Source organism: Qipengyuania sp. (assembly GCF_965277845.1).
GTDB lineage: Bacteria > Pseudomonadota > Alphaproteobacteria > Sphingomonadales > Sphingomonadaceae > Qipengyuania.
This window is the reverse complement of sequence record NZ_OZ255844.1, coordinates 1,435,265-1,459,554: the sequence shown is the minus strand read 5'-3', so window position 1 is coordinate 1,459,554 and position 24,290 is coordinate 1,435,265. Positions and strand designations below refer to the sequence as shown.

At 63.3% G+C, this 24,290-nt stretch carries 25 protein-coding genes; 11 read left to right on the top strand and 14 right to left on the bottom strand.

The features are described 5' to 3' along the window. The first annotated feature begins 116 nt into the window (after positions 1-116). The gene (gene fumC / locus ACQY4G_RS07220) at positions 117-1,502 is read left to right on the top strand and encodes a class II fumarate hydratase (protein WP_421989827.1); all 1,386 of its coding nucleotides are present in this window, start codon (positions 117-119) and stop codon (positions 1,500-1,502) included. Position 1,503: 1 nt separating this feature from the next. On the opposite strand, the gene ACQY4G_RS07215 is transcribed toward fumC, so the two are convergent. Further along, positions 1,504-3,411, bottom strand: a complete 1,908-nt coding sequence (locus ACQY4G_RS07215) for a M1 family metallopeptidase (RefSeq protein WP_421989825.1) — start codon at positions 3,409-3,411, stop codon at positions 1,504-1,506. Between the two features lie 182 nt (positions 3,412-3,593). Between ACQY4G_RS07215 and ACQY4G_RS07210 the strand changes: the two genes are divergently transcribed. Continuing rightward, positions 3,594-4,493, top strand: coding sequence for a glycoside hydrolase family 16 protein (locus tag ACQY4G_RS07210; RefSeq protein ID WP_421989823.1), 900 nt, complete (start codon positions 3,594-3,596; stop codon positions 4,491-4,493). On the opposite strand, the gene ACQY4G_RS07205 is transcribed toward ACQY4G_RS07210, so the two are convergent. Further along, positions 4,494-5,399 (bottom strand): DUF4238 domain-containing protein, encoded by a 906-nt coding sequence (locus ACQY4G_RS07205; RefSeq protein ID WP_421989821.1) that lies wholly within the window; start codon positions 5,397-5,399, stop codon positions 4,494-4,496. Between the two features lie 18 nt (positions 5,400-5,417). After that, positions 5,418-6,275, bottom strand: a complete 858-nt coding sequence (hemF, locus tag ACQY4G_RS07200) for an oxygen-dependent coproporphyrinogen oxidase (RefSeq protein WP_421989819.1) — start codon at positions 6,273-6,275, stop codon at positions 5,418-5,420. Between the two features lie 45 nt (positions 6,276-6,320). On the opposite strand from hemF, the gene pdeM reads away from it, so the two are divergent. Together pdeM and infC are read left to right on the top strand one after the other, a co-directional pair. Further along, positions 6,321-7,037 (top strand): ligase-associated DNA damage response endonuclease PdeM, encoded by a 717-nt coding sequence (gene pdeM / locus ACQY4G_RS07195; protein WP_421989817.1) that lies wholly within the window; start codon positions 6,321-6,323, stop codon positions 7,035-7,037. Between the two features lie 176 nt (positions 7,038-7,213). Further along, positions 7,214-7,732, top strand: coding sequence for a translation initiation factor IF-3 (gene infC / locus ACQY4G_RS07190; protein ID WP_083508276.1), 519 nt, complete (start codon positions 7,214-7,216; stop codon positions 7,730-7,732). Positions 7,733-7,804: 72 nt separating this feature from the next. Here the strand turns inward: infC and ACQY4G_RS07185 are convergent, their stop codons facing one another. Then, a complete protein-coding gene (locus ACQY4G_RS07185; RefSeq protein WP_421989815.1) occupies positions 7,805-9,736 on the bottom strand; it encodes a S9 family peptidase in 1,932 nt (643 codons plus the stop codon). Positions 9,737-9,862: 126 nt separating this feature from the next. Here ACQY4G_RS07185 and ACQY4G_RS07180 point away from each other — a divergent pair, with 126 nt between their 5' ends. Further along, positions 9,863-11,272 (top strand): SLC13 family permease, encoded by a 1,410-nt coding sequence (locus ACQY4G_RS07180; RefSeq protein ID WP_421989813.1) that lies wholly within the window; start codon positions 9,863-9,865, stop codon positions 11,270-11,272. Here ACQY4G_RS07180 and ACQY4G_RS07175 read toward each other — a convergent pair. Further along, positions 11,264-12,046: a DNA/RNA non-specific endonuclease gene (locus tag ACQY4G_RS07175; protein WP_421989811.1), complete on the bottom strand. Its 783-nt coding sequence runs from the start codon at positions 12,044-12,046 to the stop codon at positions 11,264-11,266. The genes ACQY4G_RS07180 and ACQY4G_RS07175 overlap by 9 nt on opposite strands. Positions 12,047-12,372: 326 nt before the next feature. On the opposite strand from ACQY4G_RS07175, the gene ACQY4G_RS07170 reads away from it, so the two are divergent. The 3 genes from ACQY4G_RS07170 (at position 12,373) to ACQY4G_RS07160 (ending at position 15,369) form a co-directional block, all read left to right on the top strand. Further along, positions 12,373-13,686: a cystathionine gamma-synthase family protein gene (locus ACQY4G_RS07170; RefSeq protein WP_421989809.1), complete on the top strand. Its 1,314-nt coding sequence runs from the start codon at positions 12,373-12,375 to the stop codon at positions 13,684-13,686. 128 nt (positions 13,687-13,814) lie between these two features. Next, a complete protein-coding gene (locus ACQY4G_RS07165) occupies positions 13,815-14,567 on the top strand; it encodes an ATP-grasp domain-containing protein (RefSeq protein WP_421989807.1) in 753 nt (250 codons plus the stop codon). A 10-nt stretch (positions 14,568-14,577) separates the two neighbouring features. Continuing rightward, complete coding sequence (locus tag ACQY4G_RS07160; protein ID WP_421989805.1) at positions 14,578-15,369, top strand: SDR family NAD(P)-dependent oxidoreductase; 792 nt, start codon at positions 14,578-14,580, stop codon at positions 15,367-15,369. A gap of 8 nt (positions 15,370-15,377) precedes the next feature. On the opposite strand, the gene ACQY4G_RS07155 is transcribed toward ACQY4G_RS07160, so the two are convergent. Beyond that, positions 15,378-15,911, bottom strand: a complete 534-nt coding sequence (locus ACQY4G_RS07155) for a J domain-containing protein (protein WP_421989803.1) — start codon at positions 15,909-15,911, stop codon at positions 15,378-15,380. Between the two features lie 143 nt (positions 15,912-16,054). Between ACQY4G_RS07155 and ACQY4G_RS07150 the strand changes: the two genes are divergently transcribed. Beyond that, positions 16,055-16,216, top strand: coding sequence for a hypothetical protein (locus tag ACQY4G_RS07150; protein ID WP_425061733.1), 162 nt, complete (start codon positions 16,055-16,057; stop codon positions 16,214-16,216). A 75-nt stretch (positions 16,217-16,291) separates the two neighbouring features. On the opposite strand, the gene pal is transcribed toward ACQY4G_RS07150, so the two are convergent. The 7 genes from pal to galE form a co-directional block, all read right to left on the bottom strand. Beyond that, positions 16,292-16,801, bottom strand: coding sequence for a peptidoglycan-associated lipoprotein Pal (pal, locus tag ACQY4G_RS07145; RefSeq protein ID WP_067693289.1), 510 nt, complete (start codon positions 16,799-16,801; stop codon positions 16,292-16,294). A gap of 74 nt (positions 16,802-16,875) precedes the next feature. After that, the gene (gene tolB, locus ACQY4G_RS07140; RefSeq protein WP_291167899.1) at positions 16,876-18,258 is read right to left on the bottom strand and encodes a Tol-Pal system beta propeller repeat protein TolB; all 1,383 of its coding nucleotides are present in this window, start codon (positions 18,256-18,258) and stop codon (positions 16,876-16,878) included. Further along, positions 18,255-19,058 (bottom strand): energy transducer TonB, encoded by an 804-nt coding sequence (locus ACQY4G_RS07135; RefSeq protein WP_421989799.1) that lies wholly within the window; start codon positions 19,056-19,058, stop codon positions 18,255-18,257. Before ACQY4G_RS07135 ends, tolB begins: the two co-directional genes overlap by 4 nt. A gap of 10 nt (positions 19,059-19,068) precedes the next feature. After that, on the bottom strand, positions 19,069-19,545 hold the full coding sequence (locus tag ACQY4G_RS07130; protein WP_421989797.1) for an ExbD/TolR family protein: 477 nt from the start codon (positions 19,543-19,545) through the stop codon (positions 19,069-19,071). Positions 19,546-19,663: 118 nt separating this feature from the next. Beyond that, on the bottom strand, positions 19,664-20,362 hold the full coding sequence (gene tolQ, locus ACQY4G_RS07125) for a protein TolQ (protein ID WP_421989795.1): 699 nt from the start codon (positions 20,360-20,362) through the stop codon (positions 19,664-19,666). Beyond that, positions 20,359-20,823 carry a YbgC/FadM family acyl-CoA thioesterase gene (locus tag ACQY4G_RS07120; RefSeq protein ID WP_421989793.1) on the bottom strand — a complete coding sequence of 155 codons (465 nt, stop codon included), beginning with the start codon at positions 20,821-20,823 and terminating at the stop codon, positions 20,359-20,361. The genes tolQ and ACQY4G_RS07120 overlap by 4 nt, the downstream gene beginning before the upstream one ends. Before the next feature lie 88 nt (positions 20,824-20,911). After that, entirely contained in the window at positions 20,912-21,922 is a 1,011-nt protein-coding gene (gene galE, locus ACQY4G_RS07115) for a UDP-glucose 4-epimerase GalE (protein ID WP_421989791.1), read from the bottom strand. A gap of 139 nt (positions 21,923-22,061) precedes the next feature. Here galE and ACQY4G_RS07110 point away from each other — a divergent pair, with 139 nt between their 5' ends. Together ACQY4G_RS07110 and ACQY4G_RS07105 are read left to right on the top strand one after the other, a co-directional pair. After that, on the top strand, positions 22,062-22,667 hold the full coding sequence (locus tag ACQY4G_RS07110) for a DUF4136 domain-containing protein (RefSeq protein WP_421989789.1): 606 nt from the start codon (positions 22,062-22,064) through the stop codon (positions 22,665-22,667). Next, the gene (locus ACQY4G_RS07105; protein ID WP_421989787.1) at positions 22,664-23,803 is read left to right on the top strand and encodes a M14 family metallopeptidase; all 1,140 of its coding nucleotides are present in this window, start codon (positions 22,664-22,666) and stop codon (positions 23,801-23,803) included. The genes ACQY4G_RS07110 and ACQY4G_RS07105 overlap by 4 nt, the downstream gene beginning before the upstream one ends. Positions 23,804-23,891: 88 nt before the next feature. Here the strand turns inward: ACQY4G_RS07105 and ACQY4G_RS07100 are convergent, their stop codons facing one another. Beyond that, positions 23,892-24,203: a UrcA family protein gene (locus tag ACQY4G_RS07100; RefSeq protein ID WP_421989785.1), complete on the bottom strand. Its 312-nt coding sequence runs from the start codon at positions 24,201-24,203 to the stop codon at positions 23,892-23,894. Positions 24,204-24,290: the final 87 nt, after the last annotated feature.

Here is a 24,290-nt window from a genome sequence, read left to right as displayed (position 1 = left end):
AGGTGCGCATGAGAGCCATGAACAGGCTGAAATTGCGAGCGGTGCAAATGACCGGTGGCCATCGATGGCAGCCGATCATAGGTCTGTAATCCATCATTCCGGCACGGAGGCAGACGATGAGCGATACGCGAACCGAAACCGATTCGATCGGGCCGATCGAGGTTCCAATCGATGCCTATTGGGGCGCGCAGACCCAGCGCAGCCTAACCAATTTCCCATTCCCGGACCACCAGCGCATGCCGCTCGAGATCGTCCATGCGCAGGCCACGGTCAAACAGGCCGCTGCAAAGACAAACCGCAAACACGGCCTCGACGCCACGCTGGCGGATGCGATCGAAGCCGCCGCGGCGGCGATCCGGGCTGGCGATCATGACGATCAGTTCCCGCTCGCCATCTTCCAGACCGGCAGCGGCACGCAGACCAACATGAACGTCAACGAGGTGATCGCCGGGATCGCCAACGAGAAGCTGGCCGGCACGCGCGGCGGCAAGGAGCCGGTGCATCCCAACGATCACGTCAACATGTCGCAAAGCTCGAACGACAGCTTCCCGACCGCACTGCATATCGCCACCGCGCTGGCCACGCGCGACGCGCTGCTGCCCGCGCTCGACAGGCTGATCGCCTCGCTCCAGACCAAATCAGACGAGTTTGCCGATATCGTGAAGATCGGTCGCACGCATACGCAGGATGCGACCCCGCTGACGCTGGGACAGGAATTTTCCGGCTATGTCGCGCAGCTGGTCAGCTGCAAGGCGAGGATCGAAGGCGCGCTCGATGGCAATATCCGAAAGCTGGCGATCGGCGGCACCGCGGTCGGCACGGGCCTCAACGCACCCGATGGCTGGGCCGAAGACATGGCTGCGGCGATCAGCGACATCACCGGCATGCAATTCGAGAGCGCCCCCAACAAGTTCGAACAACTGGCCGCGAAGGACTCGCTGGTGTTCTTCTCCGGCGCCCTGAACACGCTGGCCGTGGCGCTCAACAAGATCGCCAACGACATCCGCTTCCTCGGTTCTGGACCGCGTTCGGGCCTCGGCGAGCTATCGCTGCCCGCCAACGAGCCGGGCAGTTCGATCATGCCGGGCAAGGTCAACCCGACCCAGTGCGAGATGCTGACCATGGTCGCCGGACAGATTATCGGCAATCACCAGGCGGTGACCGTGGGCGGGATGCAGGGCCATTTCGAACTCAACGTGTTCATGCCCCTGATCGGCGCGAATGTGATCCGCTCGATCGAGCTGCTCTCCATCGGAATGGATGGCTTTGCCGAACGCTGTGTCGATGGCATCGAGGCGAACGAGGAGCAGATCGCCGCGTTGGTCGACCGTTCGCTGATGCTGGTCACCGCGCTGGCGCCCGAAATCGGTTATGACGCCGCCGCCAATATCGCCAAGCACGCGCACAAGACCGGCCAGACATTGAAGGAAGCGGGCCTCGAACTCGGGCTGGTGGACGAGCCGACCTTCGATCGCCTCGTCCAACCCGAAACAATGGTCTGACCTAGTCCGTCCGGCCAAGCACGCGGTCGACGCCGGCGCGCGTCACCGCGTGATAGCCGCTGCGGGTTTCGGCATAGATGCGCGTGGCGATCGGGCGGCCCCATTCACCTTCGTCCCACAGCACCGCGAACAGCGGACGGACGAATTTGGCGCGTCCGACCTCGGCGAGGAAGCTCTCGACCTGCGGCACCGCCGGTTCGTAACGGTTCTCCAGGGCCATCTCGAGCCACAGGAACAGGATCTCGTTATTCCCCGTGCTCGACAGGCCTAGTGCAGTGTCGAGCGCGGCGAGCTGCCCGGCGGACAGGTCGGCGGGGAGGTTGTCGAGGAACCGCATCTGCTCCGCTGCGGTCCAGCCGGCATAGGCGGCGGGGATCGCACCGGTCGCCTTGTAGGCTTCGACCGCTCCATCGACCGCGGCGAAGGCTGCCGGATCGGGCCTGGCGACATTGTCCGGCAGGCCCGGCTCGAAGATCCATTCGCGCAGCATCAGCGCCTCGGCTTCGGCATCGCCGCGCACGAGATTGGCCATCATGTCCTCGTGGAACATCTCGCTCGTCGCGGGCTGGAAGGCGTGATTGTCGAACCACTGGCGCAGCCAGGCATCGAACCGCTCCCGGCCGACGATATTTTCCACCGTGCGCAGGAAGAACGCGCCCTTATCGTAGGCGATCGCGCTCCCGAGTTCGTAGCCGCCGTCGGTGCTGAGCGCGGTGCCGGGTGCATCCGCGCCCACTTCGGCCAGCGTATCGAGGATATTGGCGTACATCAGTGCAGCCTCCTGCTCGGCGCGCTGCTTGCCGTAGACCGCCTCGACGATCCGGTTCTCGAAATAGGTGGTGACGCCCTCGTTGAGCCAGCTGTCGCCCCACACCGCATTGGTCACGAGATTGCCCGACCAGCTATGCGCCAGCTCATGCGCGACAAGCCCATTATTCGACCGGTCGCCGGCGATGAAGGTCGGGGTGAGGAAGGTCATCACCGGGTTTTCCATGCCCCCGTAGGGAAAGGCGGGTGGCAGTACGATCATGTCGTAGCGGCCCCAGCGATACTCGCCGTATAGCTTCTCGGCCTCGACCACCATGGCCTCGGTATCGGCAACCTCGGCATGCGCGCGGTCGATTACCGAAGGCTCCGCCCACACGCCGGTGCGCGGGCCGATTGCGCGGAACTCGATATCGCCTGCGGCAATCGCGATGAGGTAGGGTGGCACCGGCTTGTCCATCACGAAGGTGAAGGCGCGGCGACCATTGCCAAGGTCCTCCGGCTCGCCCCAACGCACGCCGCTCATCACCACGTCGAGCGGCTTGGGAGCGGTGATCCGCGCTTCCCAGGTCTGGCGGATGCCGGGGCTGTCCTGTGTCGGGATCCAGGTGCGGTTGAGGATCGCCTGACCCTGGCTGAACAGGAAGGGATGCTCGCCGCCTGCTGTTTGTTCGGGACTCAGCCATTGCAGCGCGCTGGCATCTGCGGGCGCGCGGTATTCGATCCGCAAGCTTGTCGCACCATCGAGTTGCACGGTGAGCGGCGCACCCTTTCCGCCAGCATCGACCATCGCTCCGAGCTCATACGCAAGCTCACGGTCTGCCCCATCGGTGATACGCGCGATCTCGAGCCCGTTGCTGTCGAGCACGATCTCTTTCGCGCCCGGGGAGGCAAGCACGTCGAGCACTGCCACGCCGCCGACCCGCCGGGCATCGAAATCGAGATCGAGGTCGAGCGCCACATGCGTCACCCGCGCGACCTGCGGCTGCGCATGGGTCGAGCTGTCGACCGCCTCGGGCGAGGTCAGGATCGGCGAGACCATGCGGTCTGCCACCGGACCGGAGGTCGCCGCCGGGGCAGCCTCCATCGTCGTGCAGGCGGTACTGGCTAGCAGCAGGGCAAGCGGGGCGGCAAGGCGGCGCATGGGCATGTCTCCGGTAACTCTGGCACCGGATTCGCGACCCGGTTGTCGTAGTATGTCTAGGCAGGCGCGCTATCGCCGATCCTGCGTGCGGGCGCCAGCCCCGCAGTTGAAATCGTATCCATGGGCTGGAAAAGCGGCGGCAGGCATGCGATGAGAACGTTATCAGAACTGGGGAGAGTACCATGATACGTACCGTCGCAGTCACTTTTACCGCGGTCTTGGCATTCGCCATGCCCGTGGCGGCACAGGCGCAATCGGCCAATGCCGGAGCCGCGCTCGCCGAAGCGCTTGCGCCGGAGCGCGACCTACTGTTTGCCGATGAGTTCGACGGTGGGGTGCTGGATCGCGACAAGTGGATCGTGATCGGCACCGATTTCTGGGTCAACAATGAGCAGCAGGCCTATATCGACGATCCGTCGACAATAGCCTTCCAGACCGGCGTCGAAGGGGCCGAGGGCGGCGTGCTGGTGCTGCGACCGGTTTTCAAGCCGGGTGCGGATCCCAAGCCGGAGCGCGACGCCCCCTTCGTATCGGGCCGGATCGAAAGCCGTGGGAAATTCGACTTCATGCACGGCCGCGCCGAAGCACGCATCAAAATGCCCGACAATGTCGGCGTATGGCCTGCATTCTGGCTGCTCGGCAATGACGCTTGGCCCGGCACCGGCGAAATCGACATCATGGAATATGTCGGCGAGAAGGACTGGATCGGCGTGGCACTGCACGGCCCGGGCTATTCGGGCGAGACGCCGATCGTGAACAAGTTCTTCTTCCCCGAGGGCGTCGATGTGACCGCCTGGCACACCTATGCCGTCGAGTGGACCGACGAGCAGATCGATTTCCTGATCGACGGCCACGTCCACTATCGCGTCACTCGTCCCATGGTCGAAAACTACGGCGACTGGCGCTTCGACAACGAGAAGTACCTGATCCTCAACTTTGCCATGGGCGGGGCCTATCCGTTCAAAACCAACCGGATCGAAGAACCCTATAACGGCATCCCGCAGGAGACGGTCGAAGCGGTGAAGCGCGGCGAGGTCGAGATGCTGGTCGACTGGGTGCGCGTCTACGCGCCGGTGGAGTGATTAGTTAGGCCCTTTTCCGGCGCGTCCTTGCATCTGTTCACCGAAGGGTGGTCTCGGGGTCAATCCGAACCTATTGCGAATGAAACGAGTTTGCTTCTCATCGCGCGCAACCACAAAGTGCCTTGCGGCCCCAACGGTCTGCATATTCATTGACACGAATAATTGCTTCACACTCTGGCGCATCACTTCGGACGCAAATTCTTCCTCGTAGAAAGCAAGGATCATCGCTTCTGGCGAGAGAGGGAATGCGAAGTGACCGTCGGCCTTTGCAAAGCCGTTGGTCCGCAAGAGAGGGTCATCAGAAAGCAACAATGAAGGAGCGACAGAATCGCGCGTCACCTTGCGCCAATGCATCCGAGCCATGAAATCAATCACGTTCTCGTTGACCATCAGCTTCACGAAGCTGCGATAGAACGCATGGTCAGCTGCGTTGTAAGCTTCTTCCGCTTCAAATTCCTCAAAAGTCGCAGGATCACCTTCTTCCCGCAGTTCCGCATACCTTTGCCTCACCTCACGGCGTGCGACTTCGAAATGCTCGGATCCAGCTACCTTCGCTGCGACAAGGCTGTCGGGACCTCGGTGCAATAACGATATTATGAAGATCGCCAAAGTGGCCGTCTCCTCACCCGACAGGTGGGGTTGAGGATGGTTATCTAGGAGATTGAATACCTTCGAGGTTCGATCATCCAGCGGCTTAAAGAAAAGTTCCTCCAAACTTGTATCCTGACGCATCCCCTCCGGGAGGTCATAAAGACGATCAAAGTATCCCACGGACTTGGGTGATTTTGAAAGGACGTCGAGTTTCGCTCCAAATTTCCGGTACCGCTTAACAAAGCCTCTCTCATCGCCCCAGCGGCTAATCCAAAACTGCGGAATGTAGTGATGTCGCTCCGAGCGTCCTTGCACTGCGCTGATTACCTAAACTCAGCTCCACACCGCTTCGGGCGGCAGGCTCATCAGGATGGCGTCGATATTGCCGCCCGTCTTGAGGCCGAACAGCGTGCCGCGGTCGTAGACCAGATTGAATTCGGCGTAGCGGCCGCGCCATTCGAGCTGGGTCTGCTTGTCCTCGGGCGTGAACTCGCTCTCCATCCGGCGGCGGACCAGCTTGGGGAAGATGTCGAGGAAGGCCTCTCCGACATCCTTGGTGAAGGCGAGATTGCGTTCGAAAGCCGCTCCGTCTTCGCATTCGAGGTGGTCGTAGAAGATCCCGCCCACCCCGCGATGCACGCCGCGATGGGGAATGTAGAAATAGTCGTCCGCCCACTTCTTGAAGCGCTCGTAATAGGTCGGGTTGTGCGCCGAGCAGGCGGCGCGGAAGCGGGCGTGGAAATCCTCGGTATCCTGCTCGTAGGGGATCGGCGGGTTGAGATCCGCACCGCCGCCGAACCATGCCTTGCCGGTGGTCAGGAAGCGGGTGTTCATGTGCACGGCGGGCACATGGGGATTGGCCATGTGCGCGACCAGGCTGATGCCGGTGGCGGTAAAGCCGGGATTCTCCGCGCTCGCGCCGTTGACCTGCCCGGCGAATTCGGGGCTGAAATTGCCCTTCACGGTCGAGACATTGACGCCGACCTTCTCGAACACCGTGCCCTTCATCAGGCCCTGCACACCCCCGCCGGGATCCGCATTGCCCTCTTCCTCGCGTTGCCAGGGGGTAAAGACGAATGCAGCCTCGGACTCGACCTCGCGCTCGATCGCCTCGAACTCGGCGCAGATGCGATCGCGCAGGGTTTCGAACCAGGTGCGGGCGGTATCGGTCTGCTGAGTCCAGTCGGTCATGCGACGAGCCTTGCCATCCCCGTTTCGCTACGGCAATAGCGAGCCATGGTTCCCCTTTCGTTCGCAGGCGAAGAATGGCTCCTGACCGAGGGCCGTGCGATCTACTGGCCGCGCGAGCGCGCGTTACTGGTCGCCGACCTGCATCTGGAAAAAGGCAGCTTCTTCGCGCGTCACGGGCAAATGATCCCGCCCTACGACAGCCGCGAGACGCTCGAGCGCGTGGCGCTCGCCATCCGCGAAACGGGCGCAAGGCGAGTCATCACGCTGGGCGACAATTTCCACGATTCGGATGGCTCGACGCGATTGGAGCCGCACGCCTCGGGTATGCTCGACGCGCTGACGCGCGCGGTCGACTGGGTGTGGATCACCGGTAATCACGATCCCGAAATGGAGGCGCCCAAAGAAGCGCATTGGGGCGGCACGCTGGCCGAGGAACTGGAAATTGGGGGCGTTATCCTGCGCCACCAGGCCAAGGCAGGCGAAACCCGCCCCGAACTCTCCGGCCACTACCACCCTCGCCTGCAACTGAAGGTCCGCCAGAGAATGATCCGACGCCCCTGCGCAGTGGTGAGCGCCAATGACGGGCCGGACGGGAAGCCCTCGGGCCGCATGATCCTGCCCGCCTTCGGCGCCTTCACAGGAGGGATGAATGCTGCCGACCCGGCGATCCTGAAAGCGCTGCAGCCGGCCGAGCGGATCGACGCCGTGGTGCCGGCAAAGGGCAAACTGGCGCGTTTCAACCTGTGGAACCGCGCAGCGTAATTTCCAGTTGCAAGAACCGACGGAGGTCGGTTCGAAAAGCAAAAACCTGCAAAGCCACCGCGGTTCCACTATTTCCCCCTACCCCCTTCCGATTTCCCCGATTTCTCCCTACATAGCCACCTCGAAACAGGCAGAATCAAGGAGAATACCCCATAGCCCGTCCACCCCGGCGCAGCATGCAAATGCCCGTGAAAAGCGGTCCGCGCTACGATAACATGATCAATGTGCCGAAGGTCCGCGTGATCGATCACGAAGGCGAAAACCTCGGCGTTATGTTCACCCGCGAAGCTGTCGAGCAGGCCCAGGAAGTCGGCCTCAACCTCGTCGAAGTGTCCCCCAATGCGGACCCGCCGGTGTGCAAGTTCCTCGATGTCGGCAAATATCGCTACGAGGCGCAGAAGAAGGCGAACCTCGCGCGCAAGACGCAGAAGACCCAGGAAATCAAAGAGGTCAAGATGCGCCCGAACATCGACACGCACGATTACGACGTGAAGATGCGCAATGTCGTGAAGTTCATCGAGAATGGCGACAAGGTGAAGTGCACGCTGCGCTTCCGCGGTCGTGAAATGGCCCACCAACAGCTCGGCATGGACCTGCTCAACCGCGTCCGCGACGATGTGGAGGAAATCGCTAAGGTCGAGGCCTTCCCACGTCTCGAAGGCCGCCAGATGATCATGGTGCTCGCGCCCAAGTAGGCCCCGACCGATCGGCAGATAGTGAAAGGGCGGCCCACGACGGGTCGCCCTTTTCCTTTGCTGCTGCTGCGATCAGCGCCCGATATGTTTGTCTAGGAACTTCAGATAAGCTTCCGATGCGGTGATGCGGTTCTCACGCCGGCGGAAACCATGGCCTTCGTCGGGGAAGAGTACATATTCGACCGGCACGCCGCTGGCCCTGACCGCAGCGACCAGCTCATCGCTTTCGACCTGCAGCACGCGCGGATCGTTCGCGCCCTGCACCACCAGCATAGGCTTGGTGATATTGTCGGCATGGAACAGCGGCGAAATCGCGCGGTGGCGTTCCTCATCATTCGCCGGATCGCCCATCTCGTCATAGAGAGCGTCGCGAAAACTGCCCCACCATGCCGGGATCGATTTCAGCGTACGAACCCAGTTGGTGACGCCGAAGATATTGATGCCTGCATCGAACACTTCAGGATGGAAGGCCAGCGCCGCGGCCGTCATGTAGCCGCCATAGCTCCCACCCATGACCGCAATTCGGTCGTCCGCGACCCAATCGAGGCTCTGGAGAAACGTCTTGGAGGCGACCACGTCTTTGAGATCGACATCGCCATGCTTCTTGTCGTCCAGGTGGAAGAAGGTCTTACCATAGCCCGAGGAGCCGCGATTGTTTATCGCGTAGACCGCATAACCGTTGTTCACGAGATGCTGGATCATGGCGCTGTAACCGCGCGTGCTCTGTCCGCCCGGCCCTCCGTGGACGAGTACGATCGCCGGTACGGCATTGGCCGCGCTCGCGCTTTTGGGGCGGTAGAGGATGCCAGGAATTTCCAGACCGTCGTAGCTATGGAAGCGCGCCACTGTGGCGGTGACGAGATCATTCTCGTCAATCGCCGGGTTGAGCGCATGGGTCAGGCGAGTCGCCTTCCCACTGGCGAGATCGGCGATATAAATATCGGTCGGCGATGTATCCGAAGTTAGCGTGAAGGCGATGCGTGTCTCCGCCGGATCGAAGCGTACCGAGCCGAGACTGCCCTCTGGCAAGCCCTCGATAGTGATGACCTCGCCGCTCGATCGATCGAGCATGGTGACCGCTGTCAAGGCATCCTCGTTGATGGCACTGACGCGATACCGGCCGCTTGGGGAATATTGAACGAAGGACACATCCCAGTCCGCTTCGACCACCGGCGACTTTTCTCCGCTCGCGAGTTCGTAGCGCCAAGCCTGACTGAACTCACCGTGTTCGTTGGTCGCATAGATCAGCGCGGAACTGTCGCGGGTGAAGGTGTAGGCACCGTAGCTCACATCGCCTTCGTGCGGAGTAATAAGCTTGGGTTCGACCTTGGCCACCGACAAATCTGCGAGATAAAGGTCGCTGTTGGCACTCGAAAGCGCTTTCGATAGCGCCACCCAGCGCCCGTCGGGCGAGACATCGTCGATCGAGAAAGCGCCGGTGTTGGTGAAGATCAGCTTACGCTCGTAGGTCGATGCGTCATAGGCGTAGAGGTCGAAAGCGGCGGAATCGCGTTCGTTCGTGGTCACGTAGAAAGTCTTGCCATCGGCCTGCCATCCGACGAAGCCTGCTTTCACCTCTTCACCCGGCGTCAGATCGGTGACCGTGCCATCTTCATGCATAACGAAGAGGTGGTTGAGTTCGTCTCCACCTTCGTCGGCACTGAAGAGCAGCCGCAGATCGGTGGGGAAAAAGCTCACCCCGAAGGTCGCATTGGTGCTCGATGTGGTTAGCGGAACAGGATCGCCGCCGGCCACTGGGACCTTGTATGCGTTGAATACGCCAGTCGCATCGGAGTTCACCAGCACATACGTTCCATCGGGCGAAAAGCTGAACCCACTGGAGGAACCAACGCCGTAGCTGGTCGACTCGAAGAACTGGCGCGCGGTGTAGGTCTTTGCCTGAGCCTCTTCGGTCATGGCGTGACTTTCGTACGTCTGCGCAAGCGCGGGGGTGGACAGCGCGACGAGCGATGCAGCCGCGAGCATAGAGATCGATCGGATCACGGATTCCTCTCCTGTATGATTCACATAATACAGTTAATTAATCGAGGCAGGAGAATCCGACAAGGCAAAGATTGCCCTTGCAAAAGGCGACTGGTAGCACCGAAGCGTGAGCGGGACCGCGGCGACATGACAGCCAAACGGATGGGATTTCTGATGGGCGCGCTTGCGCTGCTGGCGAGTATTTTCCTGCCGGCGCCCGACGGAATGAACCGCGAGGCATTTATCGTCGCCGGCTTGGTCGTGCTGATGGCAGCCTGGTGGATGACCGAGGCACTGCCGCTCACTGCGACTGCCCTGATGCCCTTCATCGTGCTGCCGTTTGCGGGAGTGATGAACGCGCGCGATACGGCCAGCGCCTATTATTCGCCGATCCTGTTCCTCCTGCTGGGCGGGGCCTTCATCGCACTTGCGATCGAACGCACCGGACTTCACCGGCGGCTTGCTTTGGCCATTCTCAATGCGATCGGTGGGCGCGGCGGACAAACGGGTTTGCTGCTGGCCTTCATGATCGCCGCGGCGATCCTGTCGATGCTGATCTCGAATACCTCGACCGCGCTCATCATGATGCCGATGGCGCTTGCAGTTCTCGCGGGCGGCGGTGTCGCGGCGGACGAGCGCGAGGGGCTCGCGGGCGCACTGCCGATGGGTATCGCCTTTGCCGCAAGCGTCGGCGGGCTCGGCACGCTGGTCGGATCGCCGACCAATGCGATTGCCGTGGGCCTGCTCGAGACGATGATCGGAACGCAGATCAGCTTTGCCGAATGGACGCTCTATGGCCTGCCGATCGTCATTGTCGGCGTGCCGCTGGCCGCTTTTCTCGTCTCGCGTGTTCAGCAGGTCGCCGCCCATCCCTTCGATGTCGGAGCCGCGCGCGCGGCGGTGGCGAACGAGGCGCCGATGGGTTCGGCAGAGCGCAGGTTGATGGTCGTCGTCGGCCTTACCTTCCTCGCATGGATGACGCGCCTGATCTTCGCGCCCTATTTGCCGGAAGGATCGTGGACCGACGGCACGATCGCGATCATCGCCAGCCTTGTCCTGTTCCTGCTGCCGGACGGCACCGGCCGCCCGCTGCTGATCTGGAAAGAGGCCGACCGCGCGCCCTGGGGCGTGATCATGATGTTCGGCGGCGGGCTGGCGCTGGCGGCGGGTATGAGCGCGAGCGGACTGGCCGAATGGCTCGGCAATGCCCTCCTGCCGCTCGAGGCGTGGCCGCTGGTGCTGGTCGCCCTGGCAGTGGTTGCGATGGTCGTGCTGATCACCGAATTCGCCAGCAATGTCGCGACCGCCAGCGGGATCATCCCGGTGGTCGCGGCGCTGGTCGTCGCGCTGGGCGTCGATCCGATCCTGCTGGCGATGCCCGCCGCGCTGGCCGCGAGCTGGGGGTTCATGTTACCTGCCGGGACCGGACCCAACGCGATTGCCTGGTCGACCGGTCACATCCGGATCGCACGCATGGTGAAAGCCGGATTATTGCTCGACATCGTCGGAATATTCCTGATCGTCGCAATGGTCTGGGGGATCGCGGCGCTAACGTAAGCCAATGAAGCGCGCGGTCGGATCGGCGGGCCACATCGCTTCGATCTTGCCCTCTCCGCCCTTCGCTTCGTGCATGTCGCCGCCTGCGACCCGATCCCAGAAGCGACCGCCGACGATCTGTTCCGCATCGTAGGTCTTGACCAGATAATCGCCGAGATCGCCTTCGAGCCTCTCGTTCATCATCTCGAAGGTCCACAGCTTGAGCCGCCCGGATATTGTTTCCGCGAGCACGCTCTTCATGAAGGCATGCGGTACCGGGACGTCGATGCCGAAATTCTCCTGATCGGCGCCGATCGTTTCAACAGTCTCGCCGAAATAGAAAATGGGGCAAGTCAGCACATAGGTTTCGAGCACGTCTTCGCGCGCGTCGAGCCGGCGAATCTCCTGTTCGAGTTCGCGCCACTTGCGGCGATTGAAGTCGGGATGCTGGGGCGACATGTTCGACAGAAGAAAGGTTTCGCTGTTCTGGATGTTTTCGAGATCCTGATTGGCACTCGACACCAGATGGCCACGGTCGAACCCGCTGCCGCGATAGGCGTTGAGGCCGGCCCGGAACCGTTTGGGCACACGGGTGTCGGCGCGAAAATTGTCGAGCCGGTCCTCCAGCTCGATCTCGTTGATCAATCGTCGGTCGCGATTGATGATCTCGAGCGTCCATTTGGCCTGCCGGAAATACCACGAATAGCCGATGGTGAAGTGGCGCCCGGTCATGACTTGATCGCAGACGGGCGCCCCGTAGCGCAGTTCCCGCTGCATTTGAAACGGATCGTCCATTATCCCCCCAAGTCGTGCGCCGATCCTGTTTAAAGCGGAAAGCCACACCGAGTATTGTAGGGAAACGCCGCTGCCCGCGCCGCACCGATCCGCCAAATCGCTCCCCATCTCGCGGACTCAGCTATTCCTACTCCAGGACCATGTTCCGTGTGTTCCCTCGCGCGGGCTTCGTCGCAGTTGAAACCAACATCGCACCGAAATATGGATCACGGCCGAAAGCACTGGCGGCGGAGAGGCGTTCCTGCGGAGGTTAGGAACGGGCGCCCCGGCCAGTCCATCCGGCTCCCGCCTTCCTGGGAGCGTGAGTCAGGAAGGATGTCCTCCCCATGAGCGACAACGATATCGATCCCACCACCCCGCGCATGGCCCCCAAGCGCGAAGTCACCAAGATCAATGGCCGCGAGCTGAAACCCAGCACGCTGATGATGGGTCATGGCTACGATCCGACACTGTCGGAAGGCAGCCTCAAGGCGCCGATCTTCCTCACCTCGACCTTCGCCTTCCCCAGCGCAGCCGACGGCAAGCGCCACTTCGAAGGCATCACCGGCAAGCGTCCGGGCGGCGCCGACGGCCTCGTCTATTCGCGCTTCAACGCGCCCAACCAGGAAATCCTCGAAGATCGGCTGGCCGTGTGGGACGGCGCGGAAGAAGCGCTGTCCTTTTCCAGCGGCATGACCGCGATTGCCGTGCTGCTGCTTGCAGCCTGCAAGGCGGGCGACGTGATCGTCCATTCGGGCCCGCTCTATGCCGCGTCGGAAGGCTTCATCGCCAAGACCATGGCCAAGTTCGGCGTGACCTTCATCGACTTCCCGGCCGGCGCCAGCCGTGAACAGCTCGACGAAGTCATGACCCGCGCCAAGGCCAAGGCCGAGGAGCAGGGCGGCGAAGTGCCGATGATCTACCTCGAAAGTCCGGGCAACCCGACCAACGCACTGGTGGATATCGAGGCGGTCCGCGATGCCCGCGATGCGCATTTCGACGCCGACAAATGCTCGATCGCGATCGACAACACCTTCCTGGGGCCCCTGTGGCAGCGCCCTTTGGACCATGGCGCCGACCTCGTGGTCTACTCGCTGACCAAATATGTCGGCGGCCACTCGGATCTCGTTGCGGGGAGCGTCTCGGGCAAGAAACGCTTCATCGACGCCATCCGCATGCTGCGCAACACGATGGGCGGCATCTGCGATCCCAATACGGCCTGGATGCTGTGCCGCAGCCTCGAAACCGTCGAACTGCGCATGCAGCGCGCGGGTGAGAATGCGGAGAAGGTCTGCCAATTCCTGGCGAAGCATCCGAAGGTCGAAGGCCTCGGCTATCTCGGCATGATCAAGGACGAACGCCAGCAGGATATCTACGACCGCCACTGCAAGGGCGCGGGCAGCACCTTCTCGCTGCTTCTGAAGGGGGGCGAGGCGGAATGCTTCCGCTTCCTCGATGCGCTCAAGATCGCCAAGCTCGCGGTCAGCCTCGGCGGCACCGAGACGCTGGCAAGCCACCCGGCCTCGATGACCCACCTCTCGGTCGCCGAATGCCGCCGTGCGGAGCTGGGTATCAGCGACAACCTCGTGCGCATCTCGATCGGCATCGAGGACGCGGACGACCTGATCGCCGACTTCGAACAGGCTCTGGAGGCGGTCTGACCAAGATCGGCTTTCTCGCCTGTGCCGATACGCTCCCCGGCGACGGGCCGCGCCGGGGAGATGCGTTCGAACACGATATCGAGGTTGCAGCGCTGCGTCCTGCCTTCGAAGCGGCGGGGCTCGAGCTGGTGGAGATCGACTGGCGCGCGCCGCTGGCGGAGTTCGAGGGGATCGCCCTGACGCTGCTCGGCACCGCGTGGGACTATCAGGACCACCCGGAGGAGTTCCTCGAAAAGCTGGAGGCGCTCGCGAGGCGCGGCATCGACGTCTGCAACCCGCCCGAGGTGGTCCGCTGGAATGCCGACAAGCGCTATCTCGAAGAACTCGACCGGCGCGGGGCGACCACGGTTCCGACACTTTGGCGGGACAACATCGATCGGGCGGGGGTGCTGGCGGCAATGGCCCAGTTCGAGACCGATCGCGTGGTCATCAAACGGCAGGTTGGCGCAGGCGGGCTCGGCCAGCACAGCTTTACCCGCGAGGCGCTGCCCGACGAAGGCTGGTCGATGGGCCGCCCCTGCCTCATTCAGCCCTTCCTGCAGAGTGTCGTCGAGGAAGGCGAGTACACTTTCGTCTTCATCGATGGCAGCTTCAGCCACGGCGTGCTCAAGCGCGCGGGCGAAGGCGATTACCGCATCCAATCGCTCTATGGCGGCTATGAATGCGACTATGCTCCCGAACCGCGAGACCTGGCGAAGGCCCGCGCCGTCATTGCCTCCCTGCCCTTTGACGATCTGCTCTATTCCCGGATCGACATGGCACGGCTCCCGACGGGCGAACTGGCGGTTATGGAGGCAGAGGCGATCGAGCCCTATCTCTATCCCGAGCAGGGCCCGGGTTTGGGCGACAAGCTGGCAAGGGCTATCGTCGCGCGCCTGTAAGGAGGCGAATATGGCGGACAAGGTTTTTCTGGTGATCGGCGCGGGCGCGGGGATCGGCGGCCATGCCGCTGCGCGTTTCGCTCGCGGAGGATATCACGCCGTCCTAGCGCGGCGCTCGGACGAGGAAGGGCTGGCCAGGCTGGTCGGCACGATCGAGGATGAGGGCGGCAAGGCGAGCGGAATGCTGCTCGATGCGGCAGCGGACGGGACGATCGAGCAACTGGTCGAGCGGGTCGAGCGCGATATCGGGCCGATCGAAACGGTGCTCTACAACCTCGGAGCGCAGATCGGGAACCGGACGCTGGCCCACACGCCGCATCGCGCGTTCGAGCTGGGTTGGCGGCTTGGGTGCTTCGGCTTGTTTCGCCTCGCCCACGCTGTCACGCCGCATATGGTGGGGCGCGGGAGCGGGACGATCCTCGTGACTTCGGCAACCGCCGCGGTGCGTGGCAATGCCGGGCAGCACAGCCATGCTGCGGCGATGGGCGCGCGGCGGATGCTGTGCCAGACGCTCAATGCCGAATTCGCCCCGCAGGGCCTGCATGTCGCGCATGTGGTGGTCGATGGTTCGGTCGATGCGCCCGACACGCTGGGCAAGCTGCTCGGCGACCGCTTCGAAGCCTACAAGGAAGCGAAGGGAGAGGACGGGGTAATCGATCCGGCCACGCTCGCCGAAACCTATTGGCACTTGGCGCACCAGCCGCGCAATTGCTGGACTCACGAACTCGACGTGCGCCCCTTCACCGACGTGCCCTGGTGGAACGACAATCCGCCTTCGGCAATCGACACCAAAGCGAAATAGAGTGGAGCTCAGCCCTTCCACTCGCGCCGCTCTTCGGCGGCCTTGAGCACTTCATAGGCAAGCTGGAATTTCTGGAACTCCGCGGCCGCTTCCTTGTCGCCCGGCTTTACATCGGGATGGACCGTCTTGGCCTTCGCGCGCCATGTTTTCTTGATTACGGAGAATTCCACATCGGCATCGAGGTCGAGCACCTCTAACGCGCGCATCTCGTCGGCGCTGCGCGAACCGTCACCGCTACCGCTCCAGCCATAGTGCTGAGCCTCGGCATAGCCGGCATTCTCGCTCTGCTCGGCCTTGGTGCGCGCTTCCTTCTCGGCCTTGTCGAGCCCTTCGAAATAGTCCCATTTACGGTTGTATTCGGCAGCATGCTTTTGGCAGAACATCCAGCGCTCGGGGCTGTTGGGCGCCTTGGGCGCGGGACAGTCGCCGGGTTCTTCGCAGCCATGCCTGTCGCACAGGCGCACGGTCGTCGTTTCGCGCGAGGAACCGTAACCGCGCCACCGGGGGAAGCCCCAGTCGTTGGAGCGGCGTGCCTTAGGCATAACGCAAGAATTTCATGTCACAGGAAAGCATGGGGCACAATCTAGGCCGGCGGACGAAAGGTGCAAGCGTGCGGGAACCAGTTTCAATTTGAAATGTTGCAATGCAGTGAAGCGTTAATATATCGGCCCTAGGACCACCACCCATGAGAGCGACCATGAGCAAGCAACTGACATTTTCCGCCACCGCCGCCGTCCTGTCCATGGCGGCATTCGCACTCGTGGCTGGGCATGGCAGTTTGTCTCTCGAACAGGGCGACAGCCGGACTGGCACAACTTCGATGGCGAGCTATTCGGCCACGCGCTAGGCATTCGCCTCGCCGATCACGGGCGCAAAAAAGGGCTCCCCGCGATCGGGGAGCCCTTTTGCTTTGATCAGTCGATCAGTTGATCGTGACGGTTGCAGCGCGACGGTTCTGGGCCCAGGCCGATTCGTTCGAACCCAGCGCCACCGGGCGTTCCTTGCCGTAGCTCACGGTACGAATGCGGTTAGCGGGAATGCCGATCGAGACGAGGTAGTTCTTCGCCGCATTGGCACGGCGTTCGCCCAGCGCGAGGTTGTATTCGCGCGTGCCGCGTTCGTCGCAATGCCCCTCAATCGTGAAGGTCACCTGCGAATACTGGCTGAAATACTGCGCCTGGCGCTGCAGCTTCATCTGGTCTTCGGCGTCGATATTGAACCTGTCGGTGTCGAAATAGACCACCGTGTTGGCCTGCCCGACCGCGTCGACGAAATGCTGCTGCGAACCCACCGCTGGGCCTGTCGGCGCCGGCGCGGGTGCCGGGGCCGTTTCGACCGGCGGCGGCGGAAGCTCTTCGGGAGCCTTCTTCTGGCAGGCAGCAAGCGCAATGGTCGATGCAAGCATCAGGCCGGTAGCAACACGGGTATTCATAGGCTGTCCCCTTTCAAACAGCGTGGTGAAGTCGGTTTTGCCCCCCGAATTCGTCCCTGTGTAGTCCAATGCAATTACGGCAGAATCGGTCCCCATGCCGGGTCCGATGCATCGACCGGCGTTGGCAGCTGCCGCAGATTCTCACCGGTCAGGTCGACCTGCCAGAGCGAAGTCTTGCCGCTGTTGCGCTCCGTGCGGAAGAACTGGATGATCCGCCCGTTGGGCGCCCAGGTCGGCGCTTCGTCCTGCCAGCCATTGGTCAGCGTGCGGACACTGCCGCCCGACGGCGTCATCACCGAAATGTTGAACGAGCTGGCATTGGTGAAAGCGATCTGGTCGCCGCGCGGACTCCACTCGGGCGTTGCGCAGCGGCTTCCGCCGAAGCTGATGCGTCGCTGGTTGGAACCGTCGGCGTTCATGACGTAGCACTGCTGCGCACCCGACCGATCGCTTTCAAACACGATCCGGCTGCCATCGGGCGAATAGGACCCGCCGATGTCGATGCCCGGCGTATCGGTCAGCCTGACCGGCTCGCCACCGCTGGCGGAAACGCGGTAGATGTCGGTATTGCCATTGACCGCCATCGAATAGAGCAGCCAGCGCCCATCGGGGCTCCAGCGCGGCGCGAAGGTGGGATTGGCGCTCTGCGTCACCAGCGTCTGACGGCCGGTGCCGATGTCGTAGACATAGATGCGCGGATTGCCGTCGACATAGCTCAAATAGGACAGCTTGCGGTAATCGGGCGAATAGCGCGGCGTCAGCGCGGTCGAACGGCCGGTGGTGATGAACCGGTGGTTGGCGCCGTCGCTATCCATGATCGCCAGCCGCTTCGAACGGTTATCCTTCGGCCCGGTCTCGGCGATATAGGCGATACGGCTGTCGAAGAACGGGCTCTCGCCGGTCAGGCGCGAATAGATGAGGTCGGCGCATTTATGCGCCGCGCGGCGCCAGTCGGCGGGCTGGACCACCCAGCCTTCGCGCACCAGCTCCTGTTGCAACGCCATGTCGTAGAGATAGCAACCGACCGTCAGGCGATTGTCGCTGCGCCCGCGGACATAGCCGTGAACGAGCATTTCCGCGCCGCGGTTCGACCAGGTCGGCCAATTGGGCGCGGTGATTTCGCCGAACGAGGGCTGCGGCAGCGCATCGGGGCCGGTCGGCTTGAACAACCCGTTGTTCCTGAGATCGGCGGTAATAACACGCGCAAGCTCCATGCCCAGCGCCGCGGTGCCCGAGGAGTTGGCGGGTGTGGCAACGTCACGGTCGGTGGCGAAGCCGGGAATGGCGATACCGAGATCGTCGAGATTGCCCTCGAAGCTGACCGAGCCCGAAAGGCCCTCGCCCTCATCGATGATCTCGACTTCTCCACCTTCGGGTATCGGCTGACCGAGATCCTCATTCTGGGCGGAGAGGGGCGCGGCGAGGAATGCCGCGGCGGCAATCAGAACATACTTCACTGGGCCAATCTCCAGTCGAAATCCACGGTGATGAGTTTCCATGCCTCGTAATACTCGTCAGGCAAGTCGAAGGGGGCGGCCAGTTGTACCGCACGGATGGCCTGTTCGCCATGACGCCCCGCCTGCGCGCGGTTGGTGGCGTTTACGCCGCGCTGCCCCGCAACGCTTGGCGCACCGGCGAGCGTGCCGTCGGGATTGAGGCGGAAACGAACTTTGGTAACGATCTTCTCGACCTCGGGCCCGCTCGGCGGCTGCCAGTGCGGGCGCAGCTGCCGGGCGACCGCCTGGAAGAGCGATGCCTTGGCGCTGTTACCGATTTGCGAGGCCGGGATGCGCGTTTCGCTCGTGCGTGTGCTGTCGCCTGCGCCTTCGAGGAAGTTGTCGCCCAGGCGCGAGCCTCCGCTGCGCTGACTGCTTTGCGGCTGGCTTTGCGTGCGCGGGGGATCGGGGCGGCGACGCGGACGGGTGTCGGCAGCCGAGTTGGATGCGGGCACCGGAGACTGGACTTGCGGCGCGGGACGCTCGACCTGCGGCGGGTTCGGTGCCTCCTGCTCGGGCGCGGGGGCCGGGTTGAGATCCATGGTCGGCGCCGTCGAGGCACGGCTTTCGGCGACCGGGTCGGGCGCGGTCGCGGTGAGCCCGACATCTTCAGCCAGGCTGACGGTCATCCGTTGCGGCGGATCGATCACCGGGGCCGGGAACAGCCCCTGCACGATCAGCAGGGCGAACAGTGCAAGATGCAGCGCGACCGCGACGATCAGTCCGGTCCGCTCCTCTGCCCTGATGCCTAACCTCTCCATGGCCCGACACCTATTCCTCGCCGGATGAACCGGCGTTGAGCGATGTGGGTGCAGCACTGTTGGTGATCAGCGAAATCCGGTTGAGCCCGGCACGGTTCAATTCGCCCATCACCGCCATCACGCGCCCGTAATCGAGCGCGCGATCGGCACGCAGCGTGATATCGGGGCCCTCACCATCGGTCCGCGGCAAGCTTTCGAGCGCCTGCGGAAGGCCACCGACGGGTACCTCGACATCGTCGATATAGACGAAGCCGGCCTCGTCGATGCTGATCGTCACCTGCTGTGGGTCGTTGGGCAGTTGCGAAGCGCGGCTGTCGGGCAGGTCGATCGGCACGCCTGCCGTCAGCAGCGGGGCGGTGACCATGAAGATGATCAGCAGAACCAGCATCACGTCGACAAAGGGCGTAACGTTGATTTCGCTCATCGGACGGCGACGCTTGCCACGCCCGCGCCGTGTCCCGCTCGAAGAGGCGAGGCTCATCGCCATTACCGTTCTCCCTTCGGGAGGCTTTCGGCACCGGCCCGCGCCCCCACCCGGCCCCCCGCATCATGCCGTGCCGTGGGCGGCCGGGTGGGGGCGCGGGCAGGCAAGGTCGACGCGAACACTAGCGCGCTTCCAGCTGGCGGCTGAAGGTCGCGTTGAGCTTGTCGGCGAAACGCTGCAGGCGCGCTTCGTAGCGATCGACCCGGTGGCTGAAACGGTTGTAGGCGATCACCGCCGGAATGGCCGCGAACAGACCGATGGCGGTCGCGAAGAGCGCTTCGGAAATGCCGGGGGCGACGACCGCGAGCGAGGAGCTTTCCTGCGCACCGATCTGGAAGAAGCTGTTCATGATGCCCCAGACGGTTCCGAACAGCCCCACAAATGGTGCAACCGAGCCGACCGTGGCGAGGAAGTTCAGCCGCTCGGCGATAACGTCCGCCTCGAGCGCGATCTGGCTGTCCATGGCCACCGCAATCCGGCCGCGCAGCGCCTCCGGGTCGCGGACGGTGGTCTTGGTCGAGCGGCGATATTCGGCCACCGCCGCCTGCGCCACGCGTGCGGCGGGGATGTCTTTATTACCCCGTTCGGAAGTGAAGCGGTCGAAGTTTTCCGCCTGCCAGAACTCGTTCTCGTAATCGATCGTCCGGCTGCGCAGCTTCTTCATCCGCAGGCTGAAACTGACGATGATCATCCACACCCAGATGCTGGCGACCAGCAGCCCGGCCATGACCAGCTGGACGACGATATCGGCGTCGAGGAAAAGCTGGATCGGATCGAGCCGGGTCGGTGCCCCGGCGGCGAGAAGTGACAGCGAGCTCATGAATCCCCTTGCCCGACAAACCGCGCGAAGGCCGCGCGCCATTCCTCCGGCTGGCGCTTGGGCCGGCCATCGGGTGAAACGAAGCCGACGCGCAAATGTGCCTCGGCCAGAAGGTCGCGCTCTTCACCCGCCAACCTGAACGCAAGCTGGTGCATCCGGCAGGAGGCAGCGCGCATATCGGTGCAGCGAGTCTCGATCAGCACATCGTCGTCGAGCCGCGCGGGGCGCAGATACTTCAGATTTATCTCCGATACCGCATAGGCGCCCTCGCCTGCCTCGATCGCCGCGCGCTGGTCGATCTCCAGCCGACGCAGCAAATCGCTCCGCGCGCGCTCGAACCAGCGCAGGTAATTGGCGTGATAGGTGATGCCCGAGAGGTCGGTATCCTCGTAATAGACGCGCACGGCATAAAGATGCCGGTCGCCGTCGAGCGTTCCATCGGGGAAGGGGGGCAAGGTCATGCGCAAGCGCGCCCTTTAGACGAGCCGCGAGTCCGGCGGCAATGCTGAACGACGAACCGACGTTTTCGAGCGACCAACCGGCGCCGCGTCACTCGCCGCGCAATTCGGACAGCTTGCGCTCCCATTGCAGCGCATGCGCGATGATGTCGCCGAGATCGGCATGCTGCGGCTGCCATGGCAGCGTTTCGCGTATCCGCGAAGGGTCGGAAACGAGCTCTGCCGGGTCGCCCGCCCGCCGTGGCTCCATCCGGCGCGCGATCGTCTGGTTGGTCACCCGGTCCACCGCATCGAGCACTTCGAGCACCGAGAAACCGCGCCCGTAGCCGCAATTCATCGTCAGCGAGCGACCGGGCTGTTCGATCAGCGCCTCGAGCGCGAGCAGGTGGGCATTGGCGAGGTCGCTGACGTGGATATAGTCGCGCACGCCGGTGCCGTCGGGCGTGTCGTAATCGGTGCCGAACACCGCCACCTCGTCGCGCTTGCCTGTCGCCGCCTCGCAGGCGACCTTGATCAGATGCGTCGCCCCCGCCGTCGACTGGCCGGTGCGTGCCTGCGGATCGGCGCCCGCGACATTGAAATATCTGAGCGCACAGAAATTGAACCCATGCGCCGCGCTGGCATCGGCCAGCATCTGTTCTGTCATCAGCTTCGACCAACCATAGGGGTTGATCGGTCGCCTGGGACTGTCTTCCGAGATTGGCGAGGCGTCCGGCGTCCCATAGGTCGCCGCGGTCGAGCTGAAGATGAAGTGCTCGACCCCGCCGGCGACCGCCGCCTCGATCAGCGCGCGGCTCTTCACCGTGTTGTTGTCGTAATATTTCAGCGGGTTTTCGACCGATTCGGGCACGATGATCGACCCGGCGAAATGCATGATCGCCTTGATCCCCTGCTCGGCGAAGATCTGTTCGAGCAGGATGGTATCGGCGATATCGCCTTCGTAGAGCGGCACATCGTCGGGGACCGCAAAGGCGAAGCCGGTCGAAAGATTGTCGATCACCGCCACCGGCCACCCCGCATCGCGCAGGGCCAGGACCGCATGGCTGCCGATATACCCCGCCCCGCCGGTGACCAGCACGGGTACTTTGCTCGTTTCGCTCATGGTTCGCGCACCTAACATACCAATTGGTAACGGCAACGCCCTAACGCGCATGGGAAAGCGTCCCGGTGCACAATCGCCCGCCCATGCGTTGTTTGGGAAGGCAATCGGGCCTCGAGAAACGCTGGAAGGATCGCATACCATGAAACCGCTTCCCATCGCACTGGGCATCGCCGCCGCCTTGACGCTTGCCGGATGCGCCACACCGCCCGGCCCGGTCGAGGTAACCCGCTTCGTCGCGCCCGATCGCATGGCCCAACTGGGGCAAGGCAGCATTTTCGTCGAGACCGCGGCCGGGGCCCAAGCGGACAGTCTCGCGCTGGCGCCTTACAAGGCAGCCGTCGCCGAGGAGCTGCGCCGCCTCGGCTATAGCGAGAGCGACCGGTCCGGCGCGGGCCAGGTCGCCGAGGTTGCAGTCGAACGCTATGTCATCGGCAGCGGCGGGCGTCGCAGCCCGGTCAGCGTGGGTGTCGGCGGTTCGACCGGCAGCTACGGATCGGGCGTCGGCGTGGGAATCGGCATCAACCTCGGCGGCGGCCGAAAGGATCGCATCGGCACCGAGCTTGCCGTAACCATTCGCGACAGGACCAGTGGACAGAGCATCTGGGAAGGCCGCGCCGATTTCCAGGCGCCCGAGAATTCATCCCTTGCACGCGGAGAAGCGAACGCCCAGACGGTCGCCTCCGCGCTTTTCCGGGAGTTTCCCGGAAACAATGGCGAAACCATAGAAGTAGAGGTTACCGAGTGAGCGATATCCGGATCGATTCCGCCTTCGACAGTGGCAATATCGAAGTCCTGTCGGTGGACGGCGCCAGCGCGATGCTGGCGATCCCGAAAGACACGAAGAGCGAATTCAAGCAGTGGTACCATTTCCGCGTCTCGGGCGCGGCGGGGCGCGAACTCGAACTGAAGGTCACCGGGCTGGAGGAAAGCGCCTATCCCGGCGGCTGGCCCGGCTACGACAGCTGCGTGTCGGAAGATCGCGACTATTGGGGGCGTGCGGCATCGACCTACGCCAAGGATGAGCACGGCGGCACGCTGACCATCCGCTACACGCCCGCGAGCGACATCGCCTGGTTCGCTTACTTCGCGCCCTATTCGATGGAGCGCCACCACGATCTGATTGCAGAGGCTGCCGCTTCCGAAGGCGTCGATTACGTGCAACTCGGCACCACGCTCGACGGCCAGCCGCTCGACAGCCTCGAGATGGGCGAGGGGGAATTCAAGGTATGGCTCTATGCCCGTCAGCACCCGGGCGAGACGCAGGCCGAATGGTGGATGGAGGGTGCATTGGAAGTGCTGACTGATCCCGCCGACAGCGTGGGCCGCGAATTGCGCAAGCGCTGCCGCCTCCACATCGTGCCCAATTGCAACCCCGATGGCTCCAGGCGCGGCAATCTGCGCGTCAATGCCACCGGCACGAACCTCAATCGCGAGTGGGAAAATCCCACGGCCGACAAGTCACCCGAAGTGCTCGCGATCCGCAACCGGATGGACGAAACCGGCGTCGATTTCGCGATGGACGTGCACGGCGACGAGGCGATTCCCGTCAGCTTCCTTGCGGGTTTCGAAGGCATCCCCAGCTGGACCGACGAGCAGGGCGAGCGCTATTATCGTTACGAGGCTATCCTCGACCGCCGGACGCCCGATTTCCAGACCGAACTTGGGTATACCAAGGCGGCAGCCGGCAAGGCCAACCTGTCGATGAGCACCAACCAGGTCGCCGAGCGTTTCGGCGCGACAGCGATGACGCTCGAAATGCCCTACAAGGACAATCCGGCGAGCCCCGAGCCCGAACAGGGCTGGAGCCCCGAACGATGCAAGATGCTGGCGCGCGACTGTCTCGCCAGCCTGCTCGAATGGCTGGATTCGAAGGACGGCTGACCAGCCCGCCGCTGCGGCGTTCCCGGGTCGCCAAAATCGGCCCGGCCGGGCCGGGGTAGCATGCGGCACCCCGGATCGATTGCCGGGATCAGTGTGCTGCGATGCGTACGAAGCCGTGCCGCGCCTTGGCGTGCGGCATCTTGGCGGCGATACCGGCGGACACTTCCGCCCGGCATTCGCTCTCGATCATATGGTCGAACAGCAACCGGCTCGATGAGTTGCAGAGCTTTCGCACCGCTGCATTGAGCCGCAGTTCGAGCGTCTTGCGATCCGCTGCTTCGGCGAGATCGAGGTCCGCGACCGTCACGACGACGCGTTCTTCGACTTCCTTTGCCTGGACGCTGCCCGCGATGGCCGCTGACGCGATGAGCGCCACCGGGATAAGAGCTGTATTTATCATTTCGCATCTCCTTGCGCACATCCGACATGCCGAGGATGCCGGAGGCAGGAAGGATGCACTGCGGGGGGCAAGCCACCGCCGACCTAT

What these genes read in the sequence shown, in the direction of transcription:
- fumC (WP_421989827.1), top strand. Translation starts at nt 117, where the DNA reads ATGAGCGATACGCGAACCGAAACCGATTCGATCGGGCCGATCGAGGTT.
- ACQY4G_RS07215 (WP_421989825.1), bottom strand. Translation starts at nt 3,411, where the DNA reads ATGCGCCGCCTTGCCGCCCCGCTTGCCCTGCTGCTAGCCAGTACCGCC.
- ACQY4G_RS07210 (WP_421989823.1), top strand. Translation starts at nt 3,594, where the DNA reads ATGATACGTACCGTCGCAGTCACTTTTACCGCGGTCTTGGCATTCGCC.
- hemF (WP_421989819.1), bottom strand. Translation starts at nt 6,275, where the DNA reads ATGACCGACTGGACTCAGCAGACCGATACCGCCCGCACCTGGTTCGAA.
- pdeM (WP_421989817.1), top strand. Translation starts at nt 6,321, where the DNA reads ATGGTTCCCCTTTCGTTCGCAGGCGAAGAATGGCTCCTGACCGAGGGC.
- infC (WP_083508276.1), top strand. Translation starts at nt 7,214, where the DNA reads ATGCAAATGCCCGTGAAAAGCGGTCCGCGCTACGATAACATGATCAAT.
- ACQY4G_RS07180 (WP_421989813.1), top strand. Translation starts at nt 9,863, where the DNA reads ATGACAGCCAAACGGATGGGATTTCTGATGGGCGCGCTTGCGCTGCTG.
- ACQY4G_RS07175 (WP_421989811.1), bottom strand. Translation starts at nt 12,046, where the DNA reads ATGGACGATCCGTTTCAAATGCAGCGGGAACTGCGCTACGGGGCGCCC.
- ACQY4G_RS07170 (WP_421989809.1), top strand. Translation starts at nt 12,373, where the DNA reads ATGAGCGACAACGATATCGATCCCACCACCCCGCGCATGGCCCCCAAG.
- ACQY4G_RS07160 (WP_421989805.1), top strand. Translation starts at nt 14,578, where the DNA reads ATGGCGGACAAGGTTTTTCTGGTGATCGGCGCGGGCGCGGGGATCGGC.
- ACQY4G_RS07155 (WP_421989803.1), bottom strand. Translation starts at nt 15,911, where the DNA reads ATGCCTAAGGCACGCCGCTCCAACGACTGGGGCTTCCCCCGGTGGCGC.
- ACQY4G_RS07150 (WP_425061733.1), top strand. Translation starts at nt 16,055, where the DNA reads ATGAGAGCGACCATGAGCAAGCAACTGACATTTTCCGCCACCGCCGCC.
- pal (WP_067693289.1), bottom strand. Translation starts at nt 16,801, where the DNA reads ATGAATACCCGTGTTGCTACCGGCCTGATGCTTGCATCGACCATTGCG.
- ACQY4G_RS07135 (WP_421989799.1), bottom strand. Translation starts at nt 19,058, where the DNA reads ATGGAGAGGTTAGGCATCAGGGCAGAGGAGCGGACCGGACTGATCGTC.
- ACQY4G_RS07130 (WP_421989797.1), bottom strand. Translation starts at nt 19,545, where the DNA reads ATGGCGATGAGCCTCGCCTCTTCGAGCGGGACACGGCGCGGGCGTGGC.
- tolQ (WP_421989795.1), bottom strand. Translation starts at nt 20,362, where the DNA reads ATGAGCTCGCTGTCACTTCTCGCCGCCGGGGCACCGACCCGGCTCGAT.
- ACQY4G_RS07120 (WP_421989793.1), bottom strand. Translation starts at nt 20,823, where the DNA reads ATGACCTTGCCCCCCTTCCCCGATGGAACGCTCGACGGCGACCGGCAT.
- galE (WP_421989791.1), bottom strand. Translation starts at nt 21,922, where the DNA reads ATGAGCGAAACGAGCAAAGTACCCGTGCTGGTCACCGGCGGGGCGGGG.
- ACQY4G_RS07110 (WP_421989789.1), top strand. Translation starts at nt 22,062, where the DNA reads ATGAAACCGCTTCCCATCGCACTGGGCATCGCCGCCGCCTTGACGCTT.
- ACQY4G_RS07100 (WP_421989785.1), bottom strand. Translation starts at nt 24,203, where the DNA reads ATGATAAATACAGCTCTTATCCCGGTGGCGCTCATCGCGTCAGCGGCC.